Raw genomic sequence first — 22,729 nt, forward strand, 5'->3', positions numbered from 1 at the left:
GCGGCGGGACGGCCGCGATCGACGCCTGCTTCCTCCTTGTCTGACCTTTGGGCGATACAGGCCAATGGATTCATCCACCGTGAGGTCTTTGGGAACGCGGCGTAGGATTCCCCCGGAATATGATCTGTCGCCGCCCCCTAGAAAGGCACAGTGTGAGATTCCGCCGTACGGCCGCCGCTCTCGCGGCGCTGGCCCTCTCCGCGACGGCCTGCGCCGGCGTGAGCCGGCCGGATACCGCGCTCGACTGGACGGACTGCGGTGACGGCTTCGAGTGCGCGAAGCTCGGGGTCCCCCTCGACCACGGCAAGCCCGACGGCGAGCGGATCCAGATCAGCGTGGTCCGGCTCCCCGCCTCGGGCGAGCGGATCGGTTCGATCCTCGTCAACCCGGGCGGCCCCGGCGGCTCGGGGGTCGAATACGCGCGCAGCGCGCGCTCGGTGCTGAGCGAGGCCGTACGCGCCCGTTTCGACGTGGTGGGATTCGACCCGCGCGGGGTCGGCGGCTCCTCGCCCGTCCGATGCCTGTCGTCGAGTGAGCTGGACGCCTACATCGGTCTCGACGGCTCCCCCGACTCGCCGGCCGAGGTCACCGCGCTGGAGGAGGGCTCGCGGCGGTTCGCCGACGGATGCCGGGCCCAATCGGGCAAGCTCCTGCCGCACGTCGGCACGGCCGACGCGGCACGGGACATGGACCTGCTCCGTGCGGCCCTCGGAGACAAGGGCCTCACCTATCTCGGCAAGTCGTACGGCACGCAGCTCGGCGCCGTCTACGCCGACCTCTTCCCCGGCCGCGTCCGCGCCCTCGTCCTCGACGGCGCAGTGGACCCCTCACTCTCTCCGCTGGAGCTGAACGCCGCCCAGGCCCACGGTTTCGAGATCGCCCTCGACGCGTTCCTCGAGGACTGCTTCACCGCCCAGGACTGTCCTTTCCCCGGCGGTTCGGTGAAGTCGGCCCGCGAGAAGATAGCGGGACTGCTCCGCGAGGCGGACCGCAGGCCCCTGACCAACGGGACCGGAGACGGCCGTCAGGTCGGTGAGGCCTGGACCACCCTCGGCCTGGTCACCCCCCTCTACGACCACCAGTCATGGCCGGTCCTGCGTCAGGCGCTCGGCGAGGCGTTGAGGGGGGACGGGACCACGCTCCTGCGGATGGCCGACCTGCTGGTCGATCGCCGCGAGGGCGGCACCTACTCCAACCAGACTGAGGCCAACATGGCCGTCAACTGCATCGACGGCCACTTCCCTCGCACCTCTACCGCGCTTGCCCAGGCCGCCCGCGACTCCGCGGTCGACGCCCCGCTGTTCGGCCCGTCGGTCATGTGGTCGTCGCTGCCCTGCACCTACTGGCCTGTCAAGGGGACGCCCCAGCAGAAGATCGACGCCCCCGGAGCCGCCCCCATCATGGTCGTCGGCACCGAACGCGACCCGGCCACACCGTACGAATGGTCCAAGGCCCTGGCCAAGCAGCTCTCCTCCGGCGTGCTCGTCGGGTTCGACGGCGACGGCCACACCGCGTACCTGACCGGTTCGGCATGCGTGGACCGCCTGGTCGACGACTACCTGATCAAACTGGCCGTCCCCAAGGACGGGACTCGCTGCCCCAAGATCGGTTGATTCGGGGGCGCGGGAAGCCCGTGGGAGCCTGTAGACTGCCGTAGGCCGTGCGAAACATGCGCGCCACGCCGCCTTAGCTCAGTCGGCCAGAGCACTTCACTCGTAATGAAGGGGTCTGGGGTTCGATTCCCCAAGGCGGCTCCAGCTCAGAGGCCCTCTCGGATTATCCGGGAGGGCCTCTGTCGTACCAGTACAGCAGCGAAATACAGCAACGGGGTCAGCTGAGAGCAACCTCGGTGAGCAGAGCCGATCGTTCTCATCCGGTTGGAACTTCGCCGGGTTTCCTGTAGTTGGTGAAGATGAGCTCTGATCAACATTTCCGAGGGGTCCCATGGTCACGGTAGACAAGATCGGCCGTATGTCGCGTGCGGCAAAGAGCGCACAGGTCGCCATGATGATCCAGGCGATGCTCGGGCTTGTGGGAATCGTGTTGCTTTCCGGCTTTTTCTTCGGCGGGACTGTCGAGCCGGAGAGCGCTGCGGGATTTCTCGTCCTGACGTACGTCCTCGGGCTTGTGAGCACCGGACTGATCGGCTGGCTGGCGTTCAACTGGGACTCGCGCAAGCGGAGCATATGGGGCGCAGCACTTGCTGTTGAAAGCCTGCTGGCGCTCTTCTCCGTGGCCGGTCTTGTGCTCGGTCCGGAATCCAGAGCCGCTGACTTGATCGACTTCAACCTTGTAGTGCCAGCCGCCGTGGTCATTCTGCTGCTTCTTCCGTCAGTGAGGACATGGTTCGACCGTTGACCGGCGTCATGGACATGGCGAAGGCCCTCCCAAGTCTCTGAGAGGGCCTTTCGGTTCCATGGCTCAGCCGTCAAGGTGCTGGTTGAGCCGGTCGAGCGCCTTGCGAGTCTCCGGGGAGGGGACCTGCGTGTAGACGTTCATGGTCACCGAGATTTGCGAGTGCCGGAGGATGCGCATCGCGACCCGAGGGTGAACGTCGAGCGCGGCCAGGAGTGAGGCGCAGGTGTGCCGGGTGTCGTGGACGCGGATCCGGGGGACACCGGCCCTCTCGCAATAGCGCTCAAAGGAGCGGTAGAAGTTGCGCGGCTCGATCGGGGTCCCGTTCTTCGTGGTGAACACGAGGTCGGACCCCTTCCACTTCTCCCTGGCATCCTGACGGGCCTTCTCCTGAATCCGCTGACGATCCCGGAGCGCGGCTATGCACAGCCCGAACAGAGGCAGAGAGGCTGTCGAGTCCTCAGTCTTGGTCGTCTCCCGGTGGAGGAGCTCACCGCGGACTCGGTTGAGCTGGCGGGAGATCCAGAGCTGTTCCCTGTCGAGGTCGACACAGTCCCAGGCGAGCCCGAGCACCTCGCCCCGCCGCAGGCCGAGAATCAGGATCAGCACGTACGCGGCGTAGAGCGGTTCGTCCACCGAGCGCAGGTGCTCAAGGAACCTCCGCGCCTCGTCGACGTTCCACACACTGTGGTTCTTGGCCTTCTTGGTCTTGCTCGCGTTGGGCAGGACGGTCAGCGCGGCGACGTTCTTGGAGATCAGTTCCTCGCGGATGGCGTTGCTGAGAGCCGAGCGCAGGATGCGGCGGATGCTCGCGATCGTGCTCCGGGATGGATACCCCTTGCAGCACTCTCCCTTGGAGCAACACCGCTGCTTGGCTTCCGGCCGCTGGTGATCCTTCTTCTGGTCGCAGCAGGTGCAGAGCGTGACCAGCGTGTTCAGCCACGTCTGAACCTCGCGAACCGTGAGCTTGTCGAGCCGCTTCTTGCCGAGACCGGGGATCATGTAGAGCCTTACCAGCACCTCGTAACCGGCGTAGGTGGTCGGCTCTCGGTTGGGTTCGATCACCTCGGCGAGCCAGCGCGTCAGGTACGCGGCGAGGGTGGGGTGCTTGGTCGGCACCGGCCCCTTGCTCGCCAGCTCGTGGAGCTTGAGCCACTTCTCGTGGGTCTCCTCACGGGTCTTGCCGTAGGCCCATTTCCGGGTCTTCTTGCCCTCTGGGGTGACGACCCAGACGTAGCCGGCCCAACCGTCCTTGTACGGGAAGACCGAGCCCTCACCGTTCGAGCGCTTCCCCATCAGGCGGCCTTTCCACAGAGTCGGCTCACGTATTCGTTCAGGGCGGATTCGGGGATACGGCGGCAGCGCACGCCGACCACGATCGAATCGAGTTCGCCGGAGCGGATGAGGGCGTAGAGCGTCCACCGACTGACCTGGAGAAGCGCCATCGCCTGTGGGACGGTGAGCAATTTAGAACTCATGGCGGCCTCCCGGATCAAGGAGGCGATTTCCGGTAAGGGTGCTTACCAGAAGCGCATCACCAACTGAGAAGCCTTGTCCGGCGTACTCCCAGTGGGAGGTCACGAGGATGGTGTCTTCATCGAAGAGGGGCAGGCGACCAGTAGTGATCGCTTCCCCGCGCATGTGATCGGCACGGGCGGCGCGGAGCTTGCCGAGGGTGGTGGAGTAGCGACGGCTCTTGGTGGAGAAGTGGCCGCGAAACCCAAGCATGTGCGCCCACCGGACAAGCCGGAGGTCAGCCAGTTCGTCGAGGGCCCCGAGACGCAGGCACTCGGCGATGAGCTGCCGGGCATGGTCGCGGAGGGGAAGCGCCGCCAGGTCGTCGAGGGGGTTGATGCGCCGGTCGAGAGTGCCAACGCACTCAGCGGCCTTGGTGGCGTACTTCGCGATGTAGGCGGCTACGGCTTGCTCAGTGAGGTCACCGGCCATGGTGATCTCGCGGATGTCGAGCTGAGCGCCCCAGCGCAGGAGATGCGCCGGGTCGTCGCCCGCAGCCGGGACGGTAACTGCCACGGCCGAGGCGGCATGCCGTACGGCGTCAGCCAGGGCGTCAGCCGTCGCCCAGGCCGGAGGAGGTGAGGCCGGTCCGTTCGGGCCATCGAGGCGAATGACCGCGTGGAAGTGAACGACGCCGCGCCGCTGGTATTCGGCGACCTTGGCGAAGGAGATCGTGACCTGCTCGCGGAGCTCCTGGAGCGTCAGGCCCCCAAGTTTGGCGACGCGTCGGCGAAGTGCTTCGGTGAAGCGCCGCCACAGCTCCGGGGACATCGCGTTGAACAGCACCGAGCCCGCGTAGTCGTAGCAGTCAGGGCAGAGCGGCTCACCAAGGCATTCCTCGTCGACCCCATGCCGGTTGGTGCAGGACATGACGCGCCCGTGTGGGCAGGTGGCCGCATCGCGTCGGGCGTGACAGGGCAGGATGGTGCCGTTCTTCTCCCGCCGGGTGTGGACGGTCCCGAAGGACGGGGCGGTGAGGGTGACGAACAGGCACGGGTGGGTGGTGACGGAGTTCGGGACGCCTTTGCCCCCGACGAGGCCGGCGCGGATGAGTTGGTAGGTGTCGGATCGGTAGGTCTCGGCGCAGGAGGGGCAGCGGGTTGCGCGGCGGGTCTTGCAGGGGACGCGCAGGATGCCGTCCGGTTCGGTGGCGGTGGTGTAGCTGTGGAGGCGTCCGCCGGTGGCGGGGTCGATGTGGTGGACGTGGCCGCGTAGGTGGATGGGCTGTCGGCAGCCGCCGGTTCGGCGGATCTGGGAGGCCCAGCGGGCGTATTGGGGGTCGTGGAGCCGGGTGATGAGTCCGGCTACCGCGTAGGTGCTTGGCATGATGGGTGGGTCCCTTCCGGGCTTTCGAGGTTCGGCGTGGGATGGCCCCCGACGTGGCGGACGTCTTGGCGGATGTGTGGTCACGCCGGGGGCGCCGAGGCTCAGCAGAAGCCGAGTCCCTCGCAGTGCTGGCAGGTCTGGCCGTGGCTGTCGACGCCGGTCCCGCCGCAGTGGCAGCACCGCCAGCGCTTGGGCGCGATGTCGACGAGCGGGGTGTCCTGGTCGTCGGTCATGTGATCCATCTCCCGGTGTCGCGCTTGGGGGCGGTGTTGATGAACACGCGCCAGGTATGGGGTCGTTCGTGGAGCGGCATGATCGGCGATATCTGGCCGACGGGGAGGATCGTGCGGATCTTGTTGGCGGCGTGGGCGAGTTCGGCGTAGGTGCCGTCGATGCGGATGCGCATGGGGGTTCTCCTTGTTCAGGCGGGTTCGGGGCTGTCGCGCAGGGTGCGCAGCAGGTCGGAGGCGAGTTGGCTGGACACGCCCAGGCGGGTGCGTAGCAGGTCGCGGGTGATCGGTTTGCCGTGCCGGGCGTGGTGTTCGTCGGCGACGCGGCGGGCGTAGTCCAGGAGCGGGTCAGCAGTACCGGCGTCGTTCTGGCCGTTCTCAGCGCTGTTCTGGCCGGGTACGGCGAGGCCGGGCAACGGAACGGCTGTAGCGGGTTCGGGGATAGTCGCCGGTACGGCGTCCGGAACCGGGACGAGCTCCGGGGCGGGTTCGGGACGGGGTTCGGTCGCGCGACGTTCGAGCATGGAGACCGCGATCAGGAAGGCGCCGGCCGGGGTGGCGGCGGTGACCCAGCCCCAGGCGGAGGGTTCGGCCTGGGCGAGGTTGGCCGCCAGGGACAGGGTGATTCCGCCGACCAGGACGAGGGTGGGCCAGGAGATCCAGCCGTCTCGCTGGCGTCCGTTCTTCTTGTCGCGTTGCCGTTCCCGGGCGGCCATGACGCAGGTGAGGTCGACGCAGATGGCCACGGCCCAGGCCATCCAGCCGGACTGTCCGTGTTCGGTGGCGGTGTCGCGGATGTGGGTGAAGCTGCCCGCCCCGGCGATGAGCGCGAGGATGAGGACCGGTGCGGAGTCGGCCAGCCGTACGGCCAGGCGGGGCGCGGTCGTGGTCATGGTCGGGTCTCCTTCCGACTCTCAGGCGGCGAGTTCGGGGGTGTCGGCGCCCGGTAGCTCGTGGCCGAGGCCGGAGGCGGCGACCTGGTTCCAGGAGGGGGTGACGTCGGCGTAGGTGCCGGCGGCCTGTTCGGCGGCGGTGGTGGAGACGTAGCCGGACCGGGCGCGATACCACCGGCCATCGCTTCCGGTGATCACGGCCACGCCGGGCAGTTCCGGCGCGATGGACCGGGCGGCGACCAGGGCGTCGGGGTCGAGGTCACCCAGCGTCATCACCGCGGTTTCGGGGTCGTTGACCCGGTGGCAGACCCGCCCGCCGATCTGAGCCCGTAGCGCGGTGACGCCGGGGCCGAGGTCGGAGCCGATCCGCTGGCCGGACAGCACCAGATGAATCCCGAAGGCGCGGCCGAGCTGGGCGATCCGCAGCAGGGCGGTAGCCGTACGGGTGACCTGGTCCTTTTCGGCCTTGTCGGCGGTCAGGAACAGTTCGGCCAGCTCGTCGACCAGGACCACGACCGGGATGGGCCGGGCCGCGTCGGGGAGTTGCCAGATGTCGCGCACTCCGTAGCGGCGGCAGGCGAGCATCCGGGCGCCCATGACGGCGATCAGGTCGGACAGCAGGTCGAGGCATTCGGCGCGGGTGGTGGCCAGCGTGGTCAGCCGGGCGGCGTAGGCCGACAGTTCCACCCCGCCCTTGAGGTCGAAGCCGACCAGGGCGACCGGTTGCGGGGCCAGGCCGACGATGAGGGCGTTGATCAGGTTGGACTTGCCGGACTGGGTGGCGCCAGCGTTCATCCAGTGCGGGATGAGCCGCAGGTCCATCCGCCAGGCCGCGCCGGTCTCCAGCACCCCGACGACCGGCCGGAGCAGATCGTCGGCCCGCCAGCCGTCCCGGGGTTCAGCCGGGGGTACGGCGGGCGCGACGTGGGCCAACGGGTCGCGGGTGATTCCCTGGAGGGTGACGCGGCCGGGCCGGGAGCCGACCACGCGGACCGCTTCGATCCGCCAGGCGTGCGCGAGGCGTTCGCAGACCTTGGCGTAGTCGTCGGGCACCTGTCCGTCGAGCAGGTGGAAGGTGATGCGGAAGCCGTGCCGGACCGGCCTGGGCAGGCCCATCCAGGGCTTGGTGTCGACGGCGACCCGTTGGAAGCGCCGTTTGACCTGCACGACGCCGGTGGAAGCGACGAGGCCGGGGACGGTGGTGAACCACCAGCGGTGGCGCTTCTTGGTCAGTCCGCAGCCGGAGGCCACGTGCCGCCAGGTCCAGCGCAGCCACAGGGCTTTGCGCGGGAAGACGATCAGGGCCCAGTAGGAGGCCGGGGCCCAGCGCCGCCACAGGATCAGCGTGATCAGGATGGCGAGGACCTTGAGTAAGGGGTGGCCGAGGTCGATCACAGGTCCGCCCCCGTTCCGGCGGAACCGGCGGGGACGAAGGACTGCGCCCGGTAGGAGATGCCCCAGCGGCCGCCCTGCTCCCAGACGTAGCCGACCAGGCCGACCGGGACGACCTCCTCACCGGCGATGACCCGCGGCTCGGGGGTAGTGCTGACCTTGACCAGTTCCATGCGGTTGAACTCGTCCTCGAACAGCAGGGTGAGTTCGTACATGGTGTTGCCATCCTTGTCGCGCTTGATCTCGCCGGTCTCCTTGTTGACCAGGCGGGGCTTGGCGGCCTTGACGCAGGTGACCTGGAGCTTGGTGACGTCGACGGGGATGGGGATGGTGCGCATGATCGTTTCCTTTGCTCGGGTGCATGGTGGATCTCTTGGAGTACATAGAACGCTTAGAATTCTAAGTTGTCAATGAGTACCTCGAAGGCTTGGTTGGTTTCTTTACCGAGGTGTGCTCAACTGGAGACGGAGCAAGGTGGAGCAAGACGAAGCATCGTGAAGCATGACGAAGCGAGACGAAGCAGATGGTGGAGAAGACCGGCCGGCCGGCCTACTTGCAGATCGTCGACGAGCTGCGCGCCCAGATCCGCGCCGGCTCACTCGCGCCCGGTACGGCCCTGCCGTCCATCGCCCAACTGGGCGAGCGCTTCGACGTCTCCGCCAGCGTGGTCAAGGCCGCGATCAGCGTGCTCCGCACCGAGGGAGTGGTCATCGGCCAGCAGGGCAAGGGCGTGTTCGTCCGCCAGGCCCCCGCCGAGACCTCCGAGCCACAGGCATCCGATGCGACTGCCGAGATCCTCGACCAGCTTGGCCAGATGCGCCAGTCCCTCAAGGAGCTGGGGGATCGGATTGCCGCTGTGGAGGCGGCAGTCTTCGAAGAGCAGAAGTGATCTCACCGATCCGGCATGCCAGCTCGTCCAGCTCCGCCCGGATCGCGGCCAATTCCCAGATGATCCGCTGCGGGTCCGCGTTCATTGGTTTCTCCCTTGCTCTGCGGTGCGTTTCGCCTTTCCCGATGGCCTAAGTTCACCGTGAGCTGGGGGTTTCCGGTATCACGCCGATCTAGTTAAGCTTCTTCAGTTCTACTCAACGAGCATTTACACATGCGTTTTCACATGCACGACCGCACACCGCGCACCGTCCCCGAAGCGTGAAGGCGAAGGTATGCAACTGAAGACGACCCAGCGCCCCGGCTGGACCCCCTCCCGCCTGCGGGAACACCGCGAAGCCCACGGCCTCACCCTGGAGGCCGCAGGCGAACGGCTCCGCCAGGCCGCCGGACGTCACGGCCTGAGCGTCCCGGCCGCCAACTTCCAAACGCTCTGGGGACATGAGCAGGGGACGGTGTTCCCCGGCCCGCATTACCGGCGTGCTTATTGTCTGCTCTATGAGGCCACCGAGCCCGAACTAGGCTTTCGTCCCCCTTTGCCCGGTGAATCACAGAAAGCGGAAATCGTGATTTCCGATTTGCCTGCGCCCGCTGATCCCGCAGCCGACAACGCCGCCGCCCAGGTCATCGAGGAGGCGTTCACGAAGGTCTCCGTCGGCGGCATCGAGTCCGGCGACTCCCCGCAGGCGTTGTTGCGTAGCCGGGTGGTTGACGCCTGGCGCCGACGCCACGGTGGAGGCAGTCCCAAGCCCATCCTCGTCCTGGTCGGCGGATACGCCGGATCGGGCAAGACCGAGTTCTCCCGCTTCCTGTCCGACATCACCGGCTGGGCGTTCCTGGACAAGGACTCCCTGACCCGGTGCATCGTCGAGCGGCTACTCGTCTCCCTCGGAGGGGACCCCAACGACCGGCACACCGACCTGTATCTCAAGGAGGTCCGCCCGCTGGAGTACCGGTGCCTTATGGAAGCGGCGTGGGACAACCTCAACGTCGGGACCTCCGCCATCCTGTCGGCGCCGTTCATCGCGGAACTGAAGGACGAGGCGTGGTTCACCCGCCTGGAAAACCGGTGCGCCGCCAAGGGCATTGACGTAGCAGCGATCTGGGTCCGCTGCGACCCCGAGTCGATGCGCGAGTACATCGAGTTCCGCGGCGCCGCCCGCGACGCCTGGAAGCTGGGTAACTGGGAGCAGTACGCCGAGGGTCTGCAGGTCGAGGCCAGCCCGCCCACCGCGCACGTCACAGTGGACAACCGGCTCGGCTCGGCGATCAGCCTCGCCGACCAGACCCGCGAGGCACTCAAGCGGATCCTGACGTGAGCGGTCCGCAGGGAATCGTCCTGTATGGCCCGCCGGCCAGCGGCAAGGACACCGTCACCGCCGCGCTTCACCGGCTGGATCCGCGGTTCGTGCTGCTGCCCAAGCTCAAGGCCGGCACCGGCCGGGCAGCCGGGTACGAGTTCGTCACGGCCGAGCATCTGGCCAAGCTCAGAGACGCGGGCCGCCTGGTGGCCGAGACTCACCGGTACGGCAACGTCTACGCGATCGACCGGCAGGCGATCGAGGACCGGCAGGCCGCCGGCTACGTGCCCGTCACGCACATGGGCAACATTCGTGACCTGCGCCAGCTCATCGGCGAGGTTCCGGACGGGTGGCTTCGCGTGTTGCTGTGGGTCCCGCGCGAGGTCACCGAGCAGCGATCCCAAGGCCGCGGGGACGCCGACACCGGCAAGCGCCTGACCGCGTGGGACGAGACGCTTGCCGACCTGGAGGCCAACACCGACGCGGGGTTCTTTCACCTGCGCCTCCATACCGACCGGCTCAGCGTCGACGCCGCAGCCGAGGAGATCATGAGTGCCTACGACCGGCTACGGACGACTGTGCTTCCTCGCGAGGAGGCATGCCCCCCGTGAGCCGAGCCGCGACGTCCGGCGGAATCAGATCCAGCCGCCACCAGGTCCCGCAGCTGGCGCACTCGGCTCCCGTCCACATTCCCTGTGGGCTCGACGTCCAGCGCACCGAGCCGTGGGAACAACCGTCACGGAGGAGCTGGTAGTCCGCTGGCAGGACCGTCACTGCTTCCGCTTCCTCTCGGTTCTCTGCGCCGATGCTGACCATCGCGTTGTCCGTGCTTCCCCCGCCCCTGACAGTTGTCCGTGCTTCCCCCGCCCCTGACAGCAGTGGAGGCCGTGTCTTCCCGAGGCCAACTCCGTCTGTGGGGGTTGGGTGGGATGAACGGTGTCCGTCAGGGGGTGGACAGACACCGCCAACGGAGCCGGCCTCTTGATCGGGTCACGACACGGGGCCGCTGTCTGGGGCGGGGGAAGAGTGGGCCAGGAGTCACCCGGTTGACTCCTGGCAGGCGGGGCGGTGCGCGTCCCTCCAGATCCCGCACCGCCCCGCCCGTTTAACGGGCGCTTCCGGACAGCAGCGCCGTCCAGGTCGCCCGGGCTTCAGTGATGGGCATGGGAGAGGTCTCGTGGATGTCGGGCCCGCTGTCGAGTTGGACCGTCCGCCGCAGGAACGCACGGCCTCCGCCCACGCACAGCTCGTACACCGTGGCCCGGCACCAGCAGGTCCAGGCCACCGGCCGCGCCCGCTCCAGCGACGGATACGGACGCTGCCACACCAGCCGCACATGCACGCGTTGGAGCATCGCCACATGCGGACTCACGCACTCATCCAGGACGATCACGGCGGGTTCTCCCTGGAGCGCTTGTGCTTCCTGCGGAGATCGCTGTAGCGGAAGGCGAGCCGGCGAGCGGCCCGAGCGGGGTCTATCGCCGGATGCCAGGCGTAGGTGAACCGCTGCCGTTGATCGTCCCAGCCGGTTCGCCACCAGAAACGCTCTCCGTCGCACCAGACGACAAGGCCGATCCAGACCGACACCAGCGCCAAGCCATGCCCGGCGTAGACATCGGCCGCGATCTCATGCCTGTCCAGGGCCTTACGGAGCTCCTCGGCCGCATCCACCGGCTCCACGTCACCAAGGAAGGTCGCGGTCATGCCTCACCCCCTGCCGTGTCTGTCATCCGTTTTATGCCATTTCAGCCTCTAAGGTCGGAACTGTCCGAGGAGAGCGGCAAGTTCGGAAGCCTCCGCCTATCCCTCGGACGTGGTCCCTCGTCGTCAGCCATGTCCGCATCATAATCACACCATGCTGTAGTACACCATAGAACACCGCAGTATGTGTTGGTGGAGGGGCCTGCACTGTGGGCTTCTAGCGTGTTCTCATGACGGAGCTGCGCGACGATCTGCCCAGGTGGCGACAGGTGCGAGACATCATCGTCCAGCGCATCGAGACGGGCCAGTACAAGTCCGGCCAGCGAATCCCCTCGGTCGTCGATTTGACCCAAGAGTTCGGGATTGCCACCCAGACCGCGCAGAAGGTTATGAACGCTCTTCGCAAGGATCGATGGATTCGGACCGAGCGTGGCATGGGCAGTTTCGTCACCACCGTCGAGGAGCGCACAGCCGAGGCCGGCGACACTTCCAAGTAGCCACTATGGCTTCAAGATCATCATAGCTCGCTCGCTCCGGATGAGAACTTTCTCTACGTCTTTAAAGGGTGCGCCGTGCGGCGCACCGGTTCGCGAGGAGGTGAAAGACCCTCTCCTTCGTCCTGTCGTAGCAGGGTGGGGTAGCTGAGGGCAGTCTGACCCGGGTGGTGCCGGGGAGGGCGGGAGCAGCCCTGACAAAGCCGGGACGTGCCAGTACTGCCAGATGGTGCGGGTCCGGCGAGCGAGGTGGAAAGGAGTACGCGAGGAACCGGCGTCTTTACGTCCTTCAACACGTAGTACCGGCTCAAATCTGGTGGATATGGGCCGGGCGCGGTGCGTCCCGTCGTCTGCTTGAGCGGCGGGAACTTCCGGGAAGGGATCCTTAACCAGTCCCGGGAGGTCATGGGGAAGGACTGCGGCGTACCCATGACGAGGCCGCTGGGACAGAGTCGGGCTCCTCCTCCACCCAACGAATCGGTGTGAACACGGGAACCGCCTGGTCGCGACTCCCGAAGGGCAGACAGCCAGTCCGCCTATCGGGATAGATGCACCGACCGTCGAACGGGCCGGGCGGGGCGGAGCCGTCGTAGTAGTCCGAGGCCGGGAGAGCCGGTCACATGGCGAAGGACGGCAGCGGTTTTGTGAAGGGATGGAGGCTGTAATGCCGAAAGACGCACCGCCGAATGGTGGTGCCTGGCCGGATGAGGTCCCCAAGGGGCCCCGACGGCAGGTATCGGAGATGCAGGCCAAGCTTCACCGTTGGGCAACGGCCGATTCTGGCCGCCGTTTCGACGATCTGTTCAACCTCGTGCACGACCCGGCGACGCTGCTGATGGCGTTCGAGCGGGTCGCGGGCAACATGGGAGCCCGCACTCCCGGCGTGGATGGCCTGACGGTCGCCCAGGTCGAGGAGTACATCGGAGTTTCCGGGTTCCTGGATGACCTGCGTGCTCAACTCAAGACGGGCACGTTCCGTCCGCTACCGGTACGGGAACGTCTGATCCCCAAGCCCGGTGGAGCTGGAAAACTCCGCCGTCTGGGGATTCCCACGGTGGCCGACCGGGTCGTCCAGGCCGCGCTGAAGTTGGTGCTGGAACCCATCTTCGAGGCCGGCTTCTTGCCGGTCTCCTACGGGTTTCGGCCCCGGCGACGCGCGCAGGACGCGATCGCTGAGATCCACTACTTCGGCACCCGCGGCTACCGCTGGGTGCTGGACGCGGACATCGAGGCGGCCTTCGACAACGTCGCGCATCCACCGGTGATGGACCGGATACGCGCCCGCGTGAAGGACAAACGCGTACTGGCGCTGGTCAAGGCGTTCCTCAAAGCCGGGATTTTGACCGAACTCGGCGAACACAGGGACACCCCGACCGGCACCCCGCAAGGGGGCATCCTCTCACCGCTGATCTTCAACATCGCCATGTCGGCGCTCGATGAGCACCTGCACGGTCCTTGGAAAGACGGCGGGACGATGAGCACCCTTGGCCGACGGGCCTACCGTCGTCGCCATGCCATGCCGAACTGGCGTCTCGTCCGCTACGCGGACGACTGTGCGCCACGAACGCTGATGGAGGTTGTGATGTAGAAGATCGCGAGCTTCGGATGCGGTGCTGTGCTGGTGATGGAGGTAGGTCCTCCGGGATCGCTCACGCAGGGGGAGGTCCCAAACCACCGCGAGTTGCTGCGGCTCAATGGCCGTGGTGGTGAGCGTCGCGGAAAAGGCGCACGAGATGCGTCAGGTGTGAGCCGAGAAGGCGAACGAGAGTGAACCACTGATGAAACGTCGAAAGCGTAGCGGCGTCATCGAAACCGGGGTCCAGTTGTTGCCCCGGGATGAGCCTGGCGGGTGCCTGCTTGCTGGCCAGGTGGTGACCGGCGTCAAGGTGGCGCGAGTTCGGCTTGGGCGCCAGTACGGAACGTGGGAACCTGCCGTCTCAGCGGTGTCGGGCGCGTGTTGGAGCGTCCGGCCGAAGGGAGTACCCCAAGCAGCGGACACTGCAAGGGGCCGAGTACCGGGGCGAGGCGGAGGGACGGACCGGCTCGTAGTAGTGCAGAAGCGCCGTAATGGGCGTGGAGCGAAGGGGCCGGGTCGCCCGGAGTCGCTTGGTGGTCAACCGGCTGGTCATCCGATCGGGCCGGGAGGAGCCAGGTGAGCGAACTCAGGCAGCAGGACAAGCCGTTTCAGATCGACAAGTGGAAGGTCTGGGAAGCGTTTCAGAGAGTCAAGGCCAACAAGGGGGCGGCGGGGGTCGATGAGGAGTCGATCGCGCAGTTCGAGGCCGATCGGGACCGGAATCTGTATCGGATCTGGAACCGGTTGTCCTCAGGCTCGTACTTCCCGCCGCCGGTGAAAGCGGTGGAGATCCCCAAGCCGCAAGGGCGAGGGGTGCGGGTGCTGGGCGTGCCGACCGTGGCCGACCGGGTGGCCCAGACGGTGGTGCGGATGTATCTGGAGCCGAAGGTCGAACCGATCTTCCATCCGGATTCCTACGGCTATCGGCCGGGCAAGTCGGCGCTGGATGCGGTTGGGGCGTGCCGGGTGCGGTGCTGGCGGAAGGATTGGGTGATCGACATGGACATCCGGGCCTTCTTCGACACCGTGCCGCATGACCTGGTGCTCAAGGCCGTCGCCAAGCACCTTTCACCGGATCAGCGGTGGATCCTGTTGTATGTCCAGCGGTGGTTGACCGCTCCGATGCAACGGCAGGATGGCACCCTGGTCGCCCGAGATCGCGGGACCCCGCAGGGGTCGGCGATTTCACCTTTGCTGGCTAACCTGTTCATGCATTACGCGTTCGACGCCTGGCTGGCCCGGGAATTTCCGGCGCTTGGTTTCGAGCGTTACTGCGATGACGCGGTGGTGCACTGCGGCAGCCGCCGGCAGGCCGAATACGTGCGAGACGCGATTGCAATGCGTCTGGCGCAGGTCGGCCTGGAGTTGCATCCGGACAAGACATGCATCATCTACTGCAAGGACGCCGACCGGACGGGCTCGCACGAGCACACCCGGTTCACGTTCTTGGGCTATGAGTTCCGGCCCCGGCTGGCCAAGAACAAGCACGGCAAGCACTTCGTGTCGTTCTTGCCCGCGGTCAGCACGCAGGCGATGAAGGCGATGGGAGCGGTGATCCGCTCCTGGCATCTGTCCCGGCGCAGTGACAAGTCTCTGGACGACCTTGCCCGCATGTTCAACAGCATCGTGCAGGGGTGGATCAACTATTACGGGCGCTTCTACCGGTCCCGGTTGCTCTCCTTCCTCCGGCATCTCAACAAGCTCCTGGTGGGCTGGGCGTGCCGGAAATACAAACGGCTCAAACGCCGGGAACGGCGCGCGATGGCCTGGCTGGCCGAGATCGCCCGGCGATCTCCCCGCCTGTTCGCGCACTGGCGTCTCGGCGCTCGTCCTGACGGCTGGGCGATGGGAGCCGGATAAGCCGAGAGGTTTAAGTCCGGTTCTGCGAGAGGCCGGGGGTGCGATTCCCCCGGCCTACTCTCCTCGTCGTACTCGTTTCGGCGCCCGCGAGGACGTCCAGGCCCTACACGAGGAAATCACCCACGTGCTCGCCTTCCTGGGACTACGGCTCTCACCAGCCAAAACCAGGATCGTGCACATGAGCGAGGCGTTCGACTCCCTCTCTGTCAGACTCTTGTGAGACATGGGATGAATGAGTCTTCATGATGTGAAACAGGGCGAGACAGGATGATCGAGACAGTGACGATGACCCTCGCAGACCAGGCCGCCATGAGGGGGCAGGATGGTCTGGTGACCGACGATCGGGTGCGCCGGCCGGTGCGCCGGACCTTCACCGCCGCCTACAAGGCGCGGATCTTGGCGGCCTATGACGCCCTGCCCGAGGGCAGCCCCGAGCGTGGCGCGCTGATGCGCACCGAGAAGCTGTATCACTCCCACATCGAGCACTGGCGAAAGCAGCAGGAGAACGGCACACTGGCCGCTTCGACGGGTAAGCCGAAAAAAAGCACGGAGTCGGAGGAGCTGGCCCGGTTGCGGGCCGAGAACAGAAAGCTCAAGGCCGACGCGGCGAAACTGGAGGCCAAAAACGAGAAGCTCAGCGGCGAACTCGGGAAGACCAGGACCGCGCTTGATATCGCGGGAAAAGCATTCGCGCTGCTTCGGGACATCTCAAGCAGCGCGGACTCCGACACGAACTGACTCGGGTCATCGACGAGCATTTCCCGGAAATGGAGGAGTTGCTCGGCACGGCCAGGGCATGTGCGATCTTGGGAAGGTCGCGGGCCACGTTGCACCGGCGCCGTAATCCCACCCCGCCCCGGCTGGGTCCACGCCGCCCATTTCATCACCCGGCCCAATTGTCGGAACACGAGCGCGAGCAGGTGCTGGCCGTGCTGGACTCGCCCCGGTTCGCCGACAAGTCACCGGGCCAGGCGTGGGCGACCCTGCTGGACGAGGGCGTCTACCTGTGCTCGCAGGCCACGATGTACCGGCTGCTGCGCCAGCGCGGCCAGTCCGGTGAGCGGCGCGTCCAGGCCGTCCATCCGGCGAAGAAGAAACCCGAACTGGAAGCCGACGGGCCGAATCAGGTGTGGTCGTGGGATATCACGAAACTAAAAGGACCGGTGCGCGGCGTCTATTACCTGCTGTATGTCATCATCGATATCTTCTCGCGGAAAGTGATCTGGTGGGAGATCTGGCCGACGGAGACGGGAACCCTTGCCAGGGAGTTCATCGAGCACGCGATCGAGGCCAACGGCGGGATCGCCCCCGGCGCGATCCACGCCGACCGTGGCACCTCGATGACCTCGAACACCGTTTCCGGGCTGCTCGCGCTGCTGGGAATCGACCAGTCCCATTCACGGCCGCGTGTGTCCAACGACAATCCGTACTCAGAAGCGCAGTTCAAAACACTCAAGTACTGTCCCGCGTTTCCTGGCACGTTCGGGTCCATCGAAGATGCCAACGTCTTTTGCGACCAGTTCTTCCGGTACTACAACAATGAGCATCGCCATTCCGGCATCGGAATGCACACCCCGGCATCGGTGCACGACGGCTCCGCGGCCGAGATCCACGCCAGGCGGGCCGCCACGCTGAACGCGGCGTTCCTGGCCCACCCCGAGCGGTTCCACGGCCGGCGGCCCTGTCCGCCGCCGCTGCCCTCACGAGTGTGGATCAACAAACCACCCACGACCCAAGAGGTCGATCCTTCACCACAAACCACACAAGTAGCCTGATGTCTCAACCGGTTTGACAGATTCCGACTTCTTGGGATTCCGCCTCCAGTGGCGTCGCAAGCAAGGCACCAACAAGTGGTACGTCTACACCTTCGTCTCCCACCAGGCCATCCGGACGGTCAGAGCGAAGATCCGTGCCCTCACGCCCAGAACGTCGCAGCAGGACCTGCAATCAGTGTTGAGGAGACTCAACGCGATCACCCACGGGTGGGCCTCCTACTTCAAGCACGCCGTCGCCCAACGCACCTTCGACAGTCTGGACCACTTCACCTGGTGCAGAGTGATCAGGATGCTCTGGAAACGACACCGCTGGACGTGGAGCGACATCCGCCGTCGATACACCACACCCATTGGGCAGTGGCTACCCATCACGGCGGGCGGGACCGAATTGAAACGAGTCGCGGCAATACCGATCACCCGGTACCGCTACCGAGGCAACAAGATCCCCAACCCCTGGACTCCTGCCCACACCTAACGGCAAAGACCGTGGAGAGCCCGGTGCGATGAAAGTCGCACGCCGGGTTCGGCGAGCGGCCTGGGGAAACGGACCGAAGGCAACTTCGACACCGCGCCCCAGGCCGACTCAACCGGCCCGCTCTGCGGTCCGCCGGGCGCGCCGGTCGGTCTGCGTGCCCGGCTGCGGCTCTCCGGCCGGTCCGGGCACGCACCGCCCCGTGCGCCCGAGAGGCCGCCAAAGTCACCAATTAAGGCCGTGACGATCGCTCACTTCGGTTCTCACCACACCTGGTTCGGCGATCGGCTGCCGCGCGGCTTCCGGTGCTCGGGCCTGGCGGCCCTGCGCTCCGGGTCCGCTTGCCACCGAATGACAGAACTGGTCCTTGGCACAAAGCATGCTGCACGATGTGGCATTTGAGCAGATGACTCGCCTATCGCTGCCAGCTGACGTTCTGGGGGCACCACAACCGAAACCCAACATATGCCAGGTATTGCTCAGGAGGGAGAGGGCGGCGCTGCCAACACGGACGTTCAGAAGATCCATGGACTTGGACACACCGAGATCTGCGGGTGTCAGCCCATGGCGTTCACAGCCGGCCCCGAAGCCGGCAAGGCTGGCCATGGCGGCGATCACCATGGAGAGGGATGGGACGACTGACCAACCCTGCTGCCCAGATGCGGGGCATGGGTACCACCCCACGAGGAGGAGAGGGGCGGGGCGCCTGCCCTAGACACTGCCTACCGCAGCGGCCCACCATCGACAAACGCGTTGATGTCCTGATGCCACTGCTGCCGCTCCTGCCATGCTGTGACTATGTCCATCAGCTGCTCTGCGGAGCGGTGCACGTAATCGGGCCTGTGGCGCCTTCGGCCAGTTGCTCGGTGTACGCGCTGACCTTGTGGGTGACCATGCCGAGAGACTCGGTGAGCTGTTCGATCTGCGCGGTGACCTGGTCACGATGTTGCCGCAGGAGGGTCAGCAGGTGCTCTTCGTTGCCCGCACCCCGCCTCACGAGGTCCGCGTACTGGCGGATGGCGGGCAGCGGCATGCCGGAGGCGCGCAGGTTGACGCAGAGGTGAAGCCACTCCACGTCCCTGTCACTGTAGACGCGCCGGCCACTGGGGCCCCGCCGTACGGGGGCGACCAGGATGCCCTCGCGCTCGTAGAAGCGCAACGCGTGGACGCTCAGGCCAGTGTGTTCGGAGACCTGCCCGATGCTCAGGCCTGGGTTCGTTTCCGGCATGAGGTCAAGGTTAGGGCTTGATCTAGAGTCGGCTCTAGCTCGTAGGCTCCGACGCACGCCCATCCCGCCCAATGCGCTGCGGGGTTGTCTCCGGCGTTTTCGCGGTATTTCGAGGAGCTGATGATGCGTTACCGCGTTCTCGGCGGCACCGGCATCGAAGTGAGCGTCCACTGCCTGGGCGCCATGATGTTCGGCGCGGTCGGCGATCCCCGGCAGCCGTACGGGTCCCCAGGTGCCGGCGCCCGGCGTTGCCCGCCCACATCCCGAGCAAGGAAGCTCTTCACCCGTTCGGGCCGCCAGAGGCTCCACTTCCGTCCAGAATCCCTCGTCCGCCGGCGGGTAAGGGGCCACGTCGTCGAGGTCCGGGGTGTAAGGCGAGGTGTGGTCCAGGTCCACCAACAGCCCCGGTTTCGTGCACCTGATCTATGGCCTGCACGCATGGCCGGTGGCTGTGGATGTAGGGGCGGTAGTCCCAGCCGATTGTGACCTCGAACCGGCCACCCTCCTCAAGTCGGCACCTCAGTCCCTCCCCGCGCGACATTGCTCGTACCAGTTCCAGCCCGGCCGTGAGTGGCACCTTAAGCACGCCCGACATGGATAGCCAGGAGATGATTCAACATGAAGTACCGCACGATTGGCAGTGATCCGATGACTCGCCGTGATGTCAGCGTGCTGAGCCTTGGCGCGATGCTGTTCGGTACCGCCACCGACGAGGCGACGTCGTTCGCCATCCTTGACCGCTTCGTCGAGGCCGGCGGGAATTTCATCGACACCGCCAATAACTACGCCTACTGGGTCAATGGCACTCAGGGGGGTGAAAGCGAAACCCTGCTCGGCCGCTGGCGACGCAGCCGCAACGTCACCGATGAGATCGTCATCGCCACCAAGCTCGGAGGGCGGCCCAACGCTCCGGCGACCGGCCTCAGCCACGACCTTGAGGGCTTGTCCGCCCAAGTGATCCGGGAATCCTCGGAGCGGAGCAGGGAACGGCTCGGCGTGGACAAGCTGGACCTCCTGTACGCACACGCATACCTCGAAGGTTCCAAGGTGCCGCCGGAGGAGACCGTCGAGGCATTCGCAGGTTTGGTCCAGGAAGGCACCGTGGGTCTCCTCGGGGCGAGCAACCACTGGGCCTGGCGACTCGAGCGGGCCCGGAACCTGGCGGCCACGGCGGGGCTGCCCGGCTATGAAGTCCTGCAGTACCACCACTCCTACCTGCGTCCGCGCACCGATCTGCCGACGCTGCGCTCCAAGGACGGAAACCTCGGTGTGGTCGGCGGGAACCTGCTCAGCTATCTGAGAGCCGAGCCCGCACTCACGCTGGTCGCCTACTCGCCCTTGCTGGGCGGCGGCTACGTACGTGAAGACAAGCCGCTCGATGCCGCGTTCGACCACCCAGGCACACCCCAGCGTCTCGCGGCACTGCAGGAAGTGGCGAAGGAGACAGGAGCGACCGTCAACCAGGTGGTGCTCGCCTGGCTCATCGGCGGCGATATTCCGATGATCCCGCTGGTCGGAGCCTCCTCAGTCGAGCAGCTGGAGGAGAGCCTGGCTGCAGTGGACCTGGAGTTGACGGCGGAACAGCAGGCGAAGCTCGACGCCGCGTACTGACACTCCACCACATTCGGCATTCTTCGCACCGCGTGATGGAGGTGCCCATGCGTCGCTATGTACATGGAGACGAGGAGAGCCGCACATGCCTGGACACGCGTGAGCCGGGATGCTCCTCGAGCCAGTGCCGACGCGGATCGGAGACGCCCCGACTCCCGTTCCCGTGAGTTTCCCATGCGCGGATCTTGCTAACGCAGGTGCTAACAGCAGCCCTGGACGCCGATGGACAGCGGTAGAAGACGATCAGGACGATGTGGGCCCTGATCAGGAATTCAAGAGCACCAGTGGACGTCGTAAGACGATCCCGAACTGGCTACGGATCAGAAGGTGGTTATGACGGCTTGGAACGGCCCCACTCGGACGGCTTGAGCTGGACCCACCCGACCTCGTTGTTGATCTCGGAAACTCGATGTCGGCCTGAACTGGCCCCACCCCGAGATGCGACGTCCAGAGGCTCCCCAAGGCCCCAACGCCGTAGTTCGGCGCGAGGGTGTCGCCCGCCCTGCACGACGCCAGCCCCCGCGCCCGCTGAGCGGGCGATGCCCTCGCCTGGCAGGGGTTCGGGGACGGCAGTCCCCGGGTCCACAGACTGTACTGTCGTCGGCGCTTCCGGCTGACCAGGGGTGGGGCCAAATCAAGCCGTCACTCCGATTTTCCGATGATCGCCAAGTGGTCCCAGGTCAAGCCGTCCAAAGGGGCCAAATGGAACCGTCCTAGCCAAGAAGGTTGGGGTTTCGAGTACCTCCGGCCGCACAGCAGGTCAAAGGCCCTCCGGGATGATCCCGGGGGGCCTTTTTCGTGCCCGTGCAGCAGCGTTGTACAGCAACGCGGGCTCACACAGGCGATCTGCTACGGACAGCACGCGTCAAGGCCGGGGCGGCGTAGTCGGAGCGAGAAGGACGAACATCAAGGGCCAGCGCCCAAGCCCCGGCCCTCCGAAGGCGACAACCTTGCTCAGGCACCGCCGAGGTCACCCCGGAGACGGCGAACCCACTCCGCGGGGAAGACCTGCTCAAGCCGCTCTCTGCTGGTCTCCAACATCCCCTCCTTCGCCAGGGGAAGGAGTGCGCCGTTCTGGACCGCCGTGTGATTTTCGGGAGCCGGGCAGATGAGGACGGCGAGGATCCGACACGTCCGTTGCACCTCCTCGACCCCGGTGGCATGGACCATGCTCTTGATGGGGCCCCACGCCGTCTGTACGGCAAGAGCCACCAGCGCTTCGAGGAGAGGGCTGCGACGCTCATCATTCCGAGACTTGATGATAGCCGCCGTCACGTATTCGGGTATTCGGTCCATGGCTTTCGAGAACTCCTCAATACCCTCGGCCAGGGCCACGAGGAGATCGCACCAGAAGTGATTAGTGAGGATTCTTCTGGTTTCTCGTGGCCTGCCGCCGCCGAATCTCTTGTCCAGTTCGCTGATCACGGAGCCGGTAAGGAGGTCGCCGACTTCCTGGATGTGTTCGATGGTGCTTGGATTTTCGGACAGCCAGTCGATGAGATCGACTGTTGCACTGTCGGTGGCGGCTGCCTGTCTGGGCTTGGATGGCTCTCGTTGTCCCCTGGGGGTTTGGGTCTTAGCCCAGTCGGAGTCGCTGCGGTCTCTTGCCTCCTGGCGACTGACCGGAGAGGGATCGCGGGCCAAGGTGATGCCTTGGGGCCAACGGTGCTTCGTCCCGCCACAGGCGGAACATCGGCACTGATGCAGCTTGGCGTTCTCACAACGTGCAGGGTGCGTCATTCGCCCTCCATCACGTTCGGTGTGAAGGCGAACTGAGCAGCTCGCCGGAAATCTTATTCTTTTAAATCACAAAAAACGAATGGCGAGATCGTCGCGATAGTTAGTTCGATATGTCTTTTCGGCTACGAGTAAAACTCTTGCATGCGAAAAATGCCCTTGGGGCGATCCCAAAGGGCATTTTGTGGCAACGGATGATGAGCTACATCTCGCTTGAACCGTCGAGGCTCTGATTGAGCCGGTCGAGCGCCTTTCGCGTTTCCGGGGAGGGAATCTGAGCCTGAATCCACCGAGCGTTATCAGGTGAGGGCTGGACCGTAGACATGACGATGCCCTCTGACCTGGCAGGATGGGAGTTCTCTACGCTTCCAGCCG

25 protein-coding genes and 1 tRNA gene are annotated in these 22,729 nt (G+C 65.9%); 13 read left to right on the top strand and 13 right to left on the bottom strand.

Annotation, left to right across the window (positions count from 1 at the left end; translation table 11 throughout):
- The first annotated feature begins 119 nt into the window (after positions 1–119).
- From FHR32_RS14725 to FHR32_RS14735, 3 genes are all read left to right on the top strand, one after another.
- The gene (locus FHR32_RS14725; RefSeq protein ID WP_221465412.1) at positions 120–1,613 is read left to right on the top strand and encodes an alpha/beta hydrolase; all 1,494 of its coding nucleotides are present in this window, start codon (positions 120–122) and stop codon (positions 1,611–1,613) included.
- A 67-nt stretch (positions 1,614–1,680) separates the two neighbouring features.
- A tRNA-Thr gene (locus FHR32_RS14730) sits at positions 1,681–1,757 on the top strand.
- 187 nt (positions 1,758–1,944) lie between these two features.
- Positions 1,945–2,358, top strand: a complete 414-nt coding sequence (locus FHR32_RS14735; RefSeq protein WP_184754824.1) for a hypothetical protein — start codon at positions 1,945–1,947, stop codon at positions 2,356–2,358.
- 63 nt (positions 2,359–2,421) lie between these two features.
- Here the strand turns inward: FHR32_RS14735 and FHR32_RS14740 are convergent, their stop codons facing one another.
- From FHR32_RS14740 to FHR32_RS14770, 8 genes are all read right to left on the bottom strand, one after another.
- A complete protein-coding gene (locus FHR32_RS14740; protein WP_221465413.1) occupies positions 2,422–3,651 on the bottom strand; it encodes a tyrosine-type recombinase/integrase in 1,230 nt (409 codons plus the stop codon).
- Positions 3,651–3,833, bottom strand: coding sequence for a helix-turn-helix transcriptional regulator (locus FHR32_RS14745; RefSeq protein WP_184754825.1), 183 nt, complete (start codon positions 3,831–3,833; stop codon positions 3,651–3,653). Before FHR32_RS14745 ends, FHR32_RS14740 begins: the two co-directional genes overlap by 1 nt.
- Positions 3,823–5,196: a replication initiator gene (locus FHR32_RS14750; RefSeq protein ID WP_184754826.1), complete on the bottom strand. Its 1,374-nt coding sequence runs from the start codon at positions 5,194–5,196 to the stop codon at positions 3,823–3,825. Before FHR32_RS14750 ends, FHR32_RS14745 begins: the two co-directional genes overlap by 11 nt.
- Positions 5,197–5,297: 101 nt before the next feature.
- The gene (locus tag FHR32_RS45955) at positions 5,298–5,429 is read right to left on the bottom strand and encodes a hypothetical protein (protein ID WP_281390872.1); all 132 of its coding nucleotides are present in this window, start codon (positions 5,427–5,429) and stop codon (positions 5,298–5,300) included.
- Positions 5,426–5,602, bottom strand: coding sequence for a hypothetical protein (locus FHR32_RS14755; protein ID WP_184754827.1), 177 nt, complete (start codon positions 5,600–5,602; stop codon positions 5,426–5,428). Before FHR32_RS14755 ends, FHR32_RS45955 begins: the two co-directional genes overlap by 4 nt.
- 15 nt (positions 5,603–5,617) lie before the next feature.
- The gene (locus tag FHR32_RS14760; RefSeq protein WP_184754828.1) at positions 5,618–6,319 is read right to left on the bottom strand and encodes a DUF2637 domain-containing protein; all 702 of its coding nucleotides are present in this window, start codon (positions 6,317–6,319) and stop codon (positions 5,618–5,620) included.
- A 21-nt stretch (positions 6,320–6,340) separates the two neighbouring features.
- Complete coding sequence (locus FHR32_RS14765; RefSeq protein ID WP_184754829.1) at positions 6,341–7,714, bottom strand: FtsK/SpoIIIE domain-containing protein; 1,374 nt, start codon at positions 7,712–7,714, stop codon at positions 6,341–6,343.
- Positions 7,711–8,049, bottom strand: coding sequence for an SCO3933 family regulatory protein (locus tag FHR32_RS14770; protein WP_184754830.1), 339 nt, complete (start codon positions 8,047–8,049; stop codon positions 7,711–7,713). The genes FHR32_RS14765 and FHR32_RS14770 overlap by 4 nt, the downstream gene beginning before the upstream one ends.
- A 185-nt stretch (positions 8,050–8,234) precedes the next feature.
- Here FHR32_RS14770 and FHR32_RS14775 point away from each other — a divergent pair, with 185 nt between their 5' ends.
- From FHR32_RS14775 to FHR32_RS14785, 3 genes are all read left to right on the top strand, one after another.
- On the top strand, positions 8,235–8,600 hold the full coding sequence (locus FHR32_RS14775) for a GntR family transcriptional regulator (RefSeq protein WP_184754831.1): 366 nt from the start codon (positions 8,235–8,237) through the stop codon (positions 8,598–8,600).
- A gap of 274 nt (positions 8,601–8,874) precedes the next feature.
- The gene (locus FHR32_RS14780; protein WP_184754832.1) at positions 8,875–9,918 is read left to right on the top strand and encodes a P-loop nucleotide/nucleoside kinase family protein; all 1,044 of its coding nucleotides are present in this window, start codon (positions 8,875–8,877) and stop codon (positions 9,916–9,918) included.
- On the top strand, positions 9,915–10,511 hold the full coding sequence (locus FHR32_RS14785; protein ID WP_184754833.1) for a guanylate kinase: 597 nt from the start codon (positions 9,915–9,917) through the stop codon (positions 10,509–10,511). Before FHR32_RS14780 ends, FHR32_RS14785 begins: the two co-directional genes overlap by 4 nt.
- Positions 10,512–11,005: 494 nt before the next feature.
- Here FHR32_RS14785 and FHR32_RS14790 read toward each other — a convergent pair whose 3' ends face one another.
- Complete coding sequence (locus FHR32_RS14790; protein ID WP_184754834.1) at positions 11,006–11,293, bottom strand: hypothetical protein; 288 nt, start codon at positions 11,291–11,293, stop codon at positions 11,006–11,008.
- Positions 11,290–11,604, bottom strand: coding sequence for a hypothetical protein (locus FHR32_RS14795; RefSeq protein ID WP_184754835.1), 315 nt, complete (start codon positions 11,602–11,604; stop codon positions 11,290–11,292). The genes FHR32_RS14790 and FHR32_RS14795 overlap by 4 nt, the downstream gene beginning before the upstream one ends.
- 227 nt (positions 11,605–11,831) lie before the next feature.
- Here FHR32_RS14795 and FHR32_RS14800 point away from each other — a divergent pair, with 227 nt between their 5' ends.
- The 6 genes from FHR32_RS14800 to FHR32_RS14825 all read left to right on the top strand — a co-directional run bounded on the left by FHR32_RS14800 (position 11,832) and on the right by FHR32_RS14825 (position 17,781).
- The gene (locus FHR32_RS14800) at positions 11,832–12,098 is read left to right on the top strand and encodes a GntR family transcriptional regulator (RefSeq protein WP_221465414.1); all 267 of its coding nucleotides are present in this window, start codon (positions 11,832–11,834) and stop codon (positions 12,096–12,098) included.
- A gap of 739 nt (positions 12,099–12,837) precedes the next feature.
- Positions 12,838–13,683 (top strand): reverse transcriptase domain-containing protein, encoded by an 846-nt coding sequence (locus FHR32_RS14805; RefSeq protein WP_221465380.1) that lies wholly within the window; start codon positions 12,838–12,840, stop codon positions 13,681–13,683.
- A gap of 564 nt (positions 13,684–14,247) precedes the next feature.
- Positions 14,248–15,531, top strand: coding sequence for a group II intron reverse transcriptase/maturase (gene ltrA / locus FHR32_RS14810; RefSeq protein WP_184753221.1), 1,284 nt, complete (start codon positions 14,248–14,250; stop codon positions 15,529–15,531).
- A gap of 267 nt (positions 15,532–15,798) precedes the next feature.
- The gene (locus FHR32_RS14815) at positions 15,799–16,269 is read left to right on the top strand and encodes a hypothetical protein (RefSeq protein ID WP_184754836.1); all 471 of its coding nucleotides are present in this window, start codon (positions 15,799–15,801) and stop codon (positions 16,267–16,269) included.
- Positions 16,266–17,306, top strand: a complete 1,041-nt coding sequence (locus FHR32_RS14820) for an IS3 family transposase (protein WP_281390987.1) — start codon at positions 16,266–16,268, stop codon at positions 17,304–17,306. The genes FHR32_RS14815 and FHR32_RS14820 overlap by 4 nt, the downstream gene beginning before the upstream one ends.
- Positions 17,307–17,337: 31 nt before the next feature.
- Positions 17,338–17,781: a group II intron maturase-specific domain-containing protein gene (locus FHR32_RS14825; protein ID WP_221465415.1), complete on the top strand. Its 444-nt coding sequence runs from the start codon at positions 17,338–17,340 to the stop codon at positions 17,779–17,781.
- 222 nt (positions 17,782–18,003) lie between these two features.
- On the opposite strand, the gene FHR32_RS14830 is transcribed toward FHR32_RS14825, so the two are convergent.
- Both FHR32_RS14830 and FHR32_RS14835 read right to left on the bottom strand, forming a co-directional pair.
- Positions 18,004–18,399, bottom strand: coding sequence for a hypothetical protein (locus FHR32_RS14830; protein ID WP_184754839.1), 396 nt, complete (start codon positions 18,397–18,399; stop codon positions 18,004–18,006).
- Positions 18,400–18,583: 184 nt separating this feature from the next.
- Entirely contained in the window at positions 18,584–19,006 is a 423-nt protein-coding gene (locus tag FHR32_RS14835; RefSeq protein ID WP_184754840.1) for a MerR family transcriptional regulator, read from the bottom strand.
- A gap of 618 nt (positions 19,007–19,624) precedes the next feature.
- On the opposite strand from FHR32_RS14835, the gene FHR32_RS14840 reads away from it, so the two are divergent.
- Positions 19,625–20,617 carry an aldo/keto reductase gene (locus tag FHR32_RS14840; protein WP_184754841.1) on the top strand — a complete coding sequence of 331 codons (993 nt, stop codon included), beginning with the start codon at positions 19,625–19,627 and terminating at the stop codon, positions 20,615–20,617.
- A gap of 954 nt (positions 20,618–21,571) precedes the next feature.
- Here FHR32_RS14840 and FHR32_RS14845 read toward each other — a convergent pair.
- Positions 21,572–22,261 carry a hypothetical protein gene (locus tag FHR32_RS14845; protein WP_184754842.1) on the bottom strand — a complete coding sequence of 230 codons (690 nt, stop codon included), beginning with the start codon at positions 22,259–22,261 and terminating at the stop codon, positions 21,572–21,574.
- Between the last annotated feature and the right edge of the window lie 468 nt (positions 22,262–22,729).

It is taken from the genome of Streptosporangium album (assembly GCF_014203795.1).
Classification (GTDB): domain Bacteria; phylum Actinomycetota; class Actinomycetes; order Streptosporangiales; family Streptosporangiaceae; genus Streptosporangium; species Streptosporangium album.

Coding starts and splice junctions, on each gene's coding strand:
- FHR32_RS45955 (WP_281390872.1), bottom strand. CDS start 5,429: ATGACCGACGACCAGGACACCCCGCTCGTCGACATCGCGCCCAAGCGC.
- FHR32_RS14770 (WP_184754830.1), bottom strand. CDS start 8,049: ATGCGCACCATCCCCATCCCCGTCGACGTCACCAAGCTCCAGGTCACC.
- FHR32_RS14725 (WP_221465412.1), top strand. CDS start 120: ATGATCTGTCGCCGCCCCCTAGAAAGGCACAGTGTGAGATTCCGCCGT.
- FHR32_RS14760 (WP_184754828.1), bottom strand. CDS start 6,319: ATGACCACGACCGCGCCCCGCCTGGCCGTACGGCTGGCCGACTCCGCA.
- FHR32_RS14805 (WP_221465380.1), top strand. CDS start 12,838: ATGCAGGCCAAGCTTCACCGTTGGGCAACGGCCGATTCTGGCCGCCGT.
- FHR32_RS14795 (WP_184754835.1), bottom strand. CDS start 11,604: ATGACCGCGACCTTCCTTGGTGACGTGGAGCCGGTGGATGCGGCCGAG.
- FHR32_RS14840 (WP_184754841.1), top strand. CDS start 19,625: ATGAAGTACCGCACGATTGGCAGTGATCCGATGACTCGCCGTGATGTC.
- FHR32_RS14740 (WP_221465413.1), bottom strand. CDS start 3,651: ATGGGGAAGCGCTCGAACGGTGAGGGCTCGGTCTTCCCGTACAAGGAC.
- FHR32_RS14775 (WP_184754831.1), top strand. CDS start 8,235: ATGGTGGAGAAGACCGGCCGGCCGGCCTACTTGCAGATCGTCGACGAG.
- FHR32_RS14815 (WP_184754836.1), top strand. CDS start 15,799: ATGATCGAGACAGTGACGATGACCCTCGCAGACCAGGCCGCCATGAGG.
- FHR32_RS14735 (WP_184754824.1), top strand. CDS start 1,945: ATGGTCACGGTAGACAAGATCGGCCGTATGTCGCGTGCGGCAAAGAGC.
- FHR32_RS14755 (WP_184754827.1), bottom strand. CDS start 5,602: ATGCGCATCCGCATCGACGGCACCTACGCCGAACTCGCCCACGCCGCC.
- FHR32_RS14800 (WP_221465414.1), top strand. CDS start 11,832: ATGACGGAGCTGCGCGACGATCTGCCCAGGTGGCGACAGGTGCGAGAC.
- FHR32_RS14835 (WP_184754840.1), bottom strand. CDS start 19,006: ATGCCGGAAACGAACCCAGGCCTGAGCATCGGGCAGGTCTCCGAACAC.
- FHR32_RS14830 (WP_184754839.1), bottom strand. CDS start 18,399: ATGGTGATCGCCGCCATGGCCAGCCTTGCCGGCTTCGGGGCCGGCTGT.
- FHR32_RS14750 (WP_184754826.1), bottom strand. CDS start 5,196: ATGCCAAGCACCTACGCGGTAGCCGGACTCATCACCCGGCTCCACGAC.
- FHR32_RS14745 (WP_184754825.1), bottom strand. CDS start 3,833: ATGAGTTCTAAATTGCTCACCGTCCCACAGGCGATGGCGCTTCTCCAG.
- FHR32_RS14780 (WP_184754832.1), top strand. CDS start 8,875: ATGCAACTGAAGACGACCCAGCGCCCCGGCTGGACCCCCTCCCGCCTG.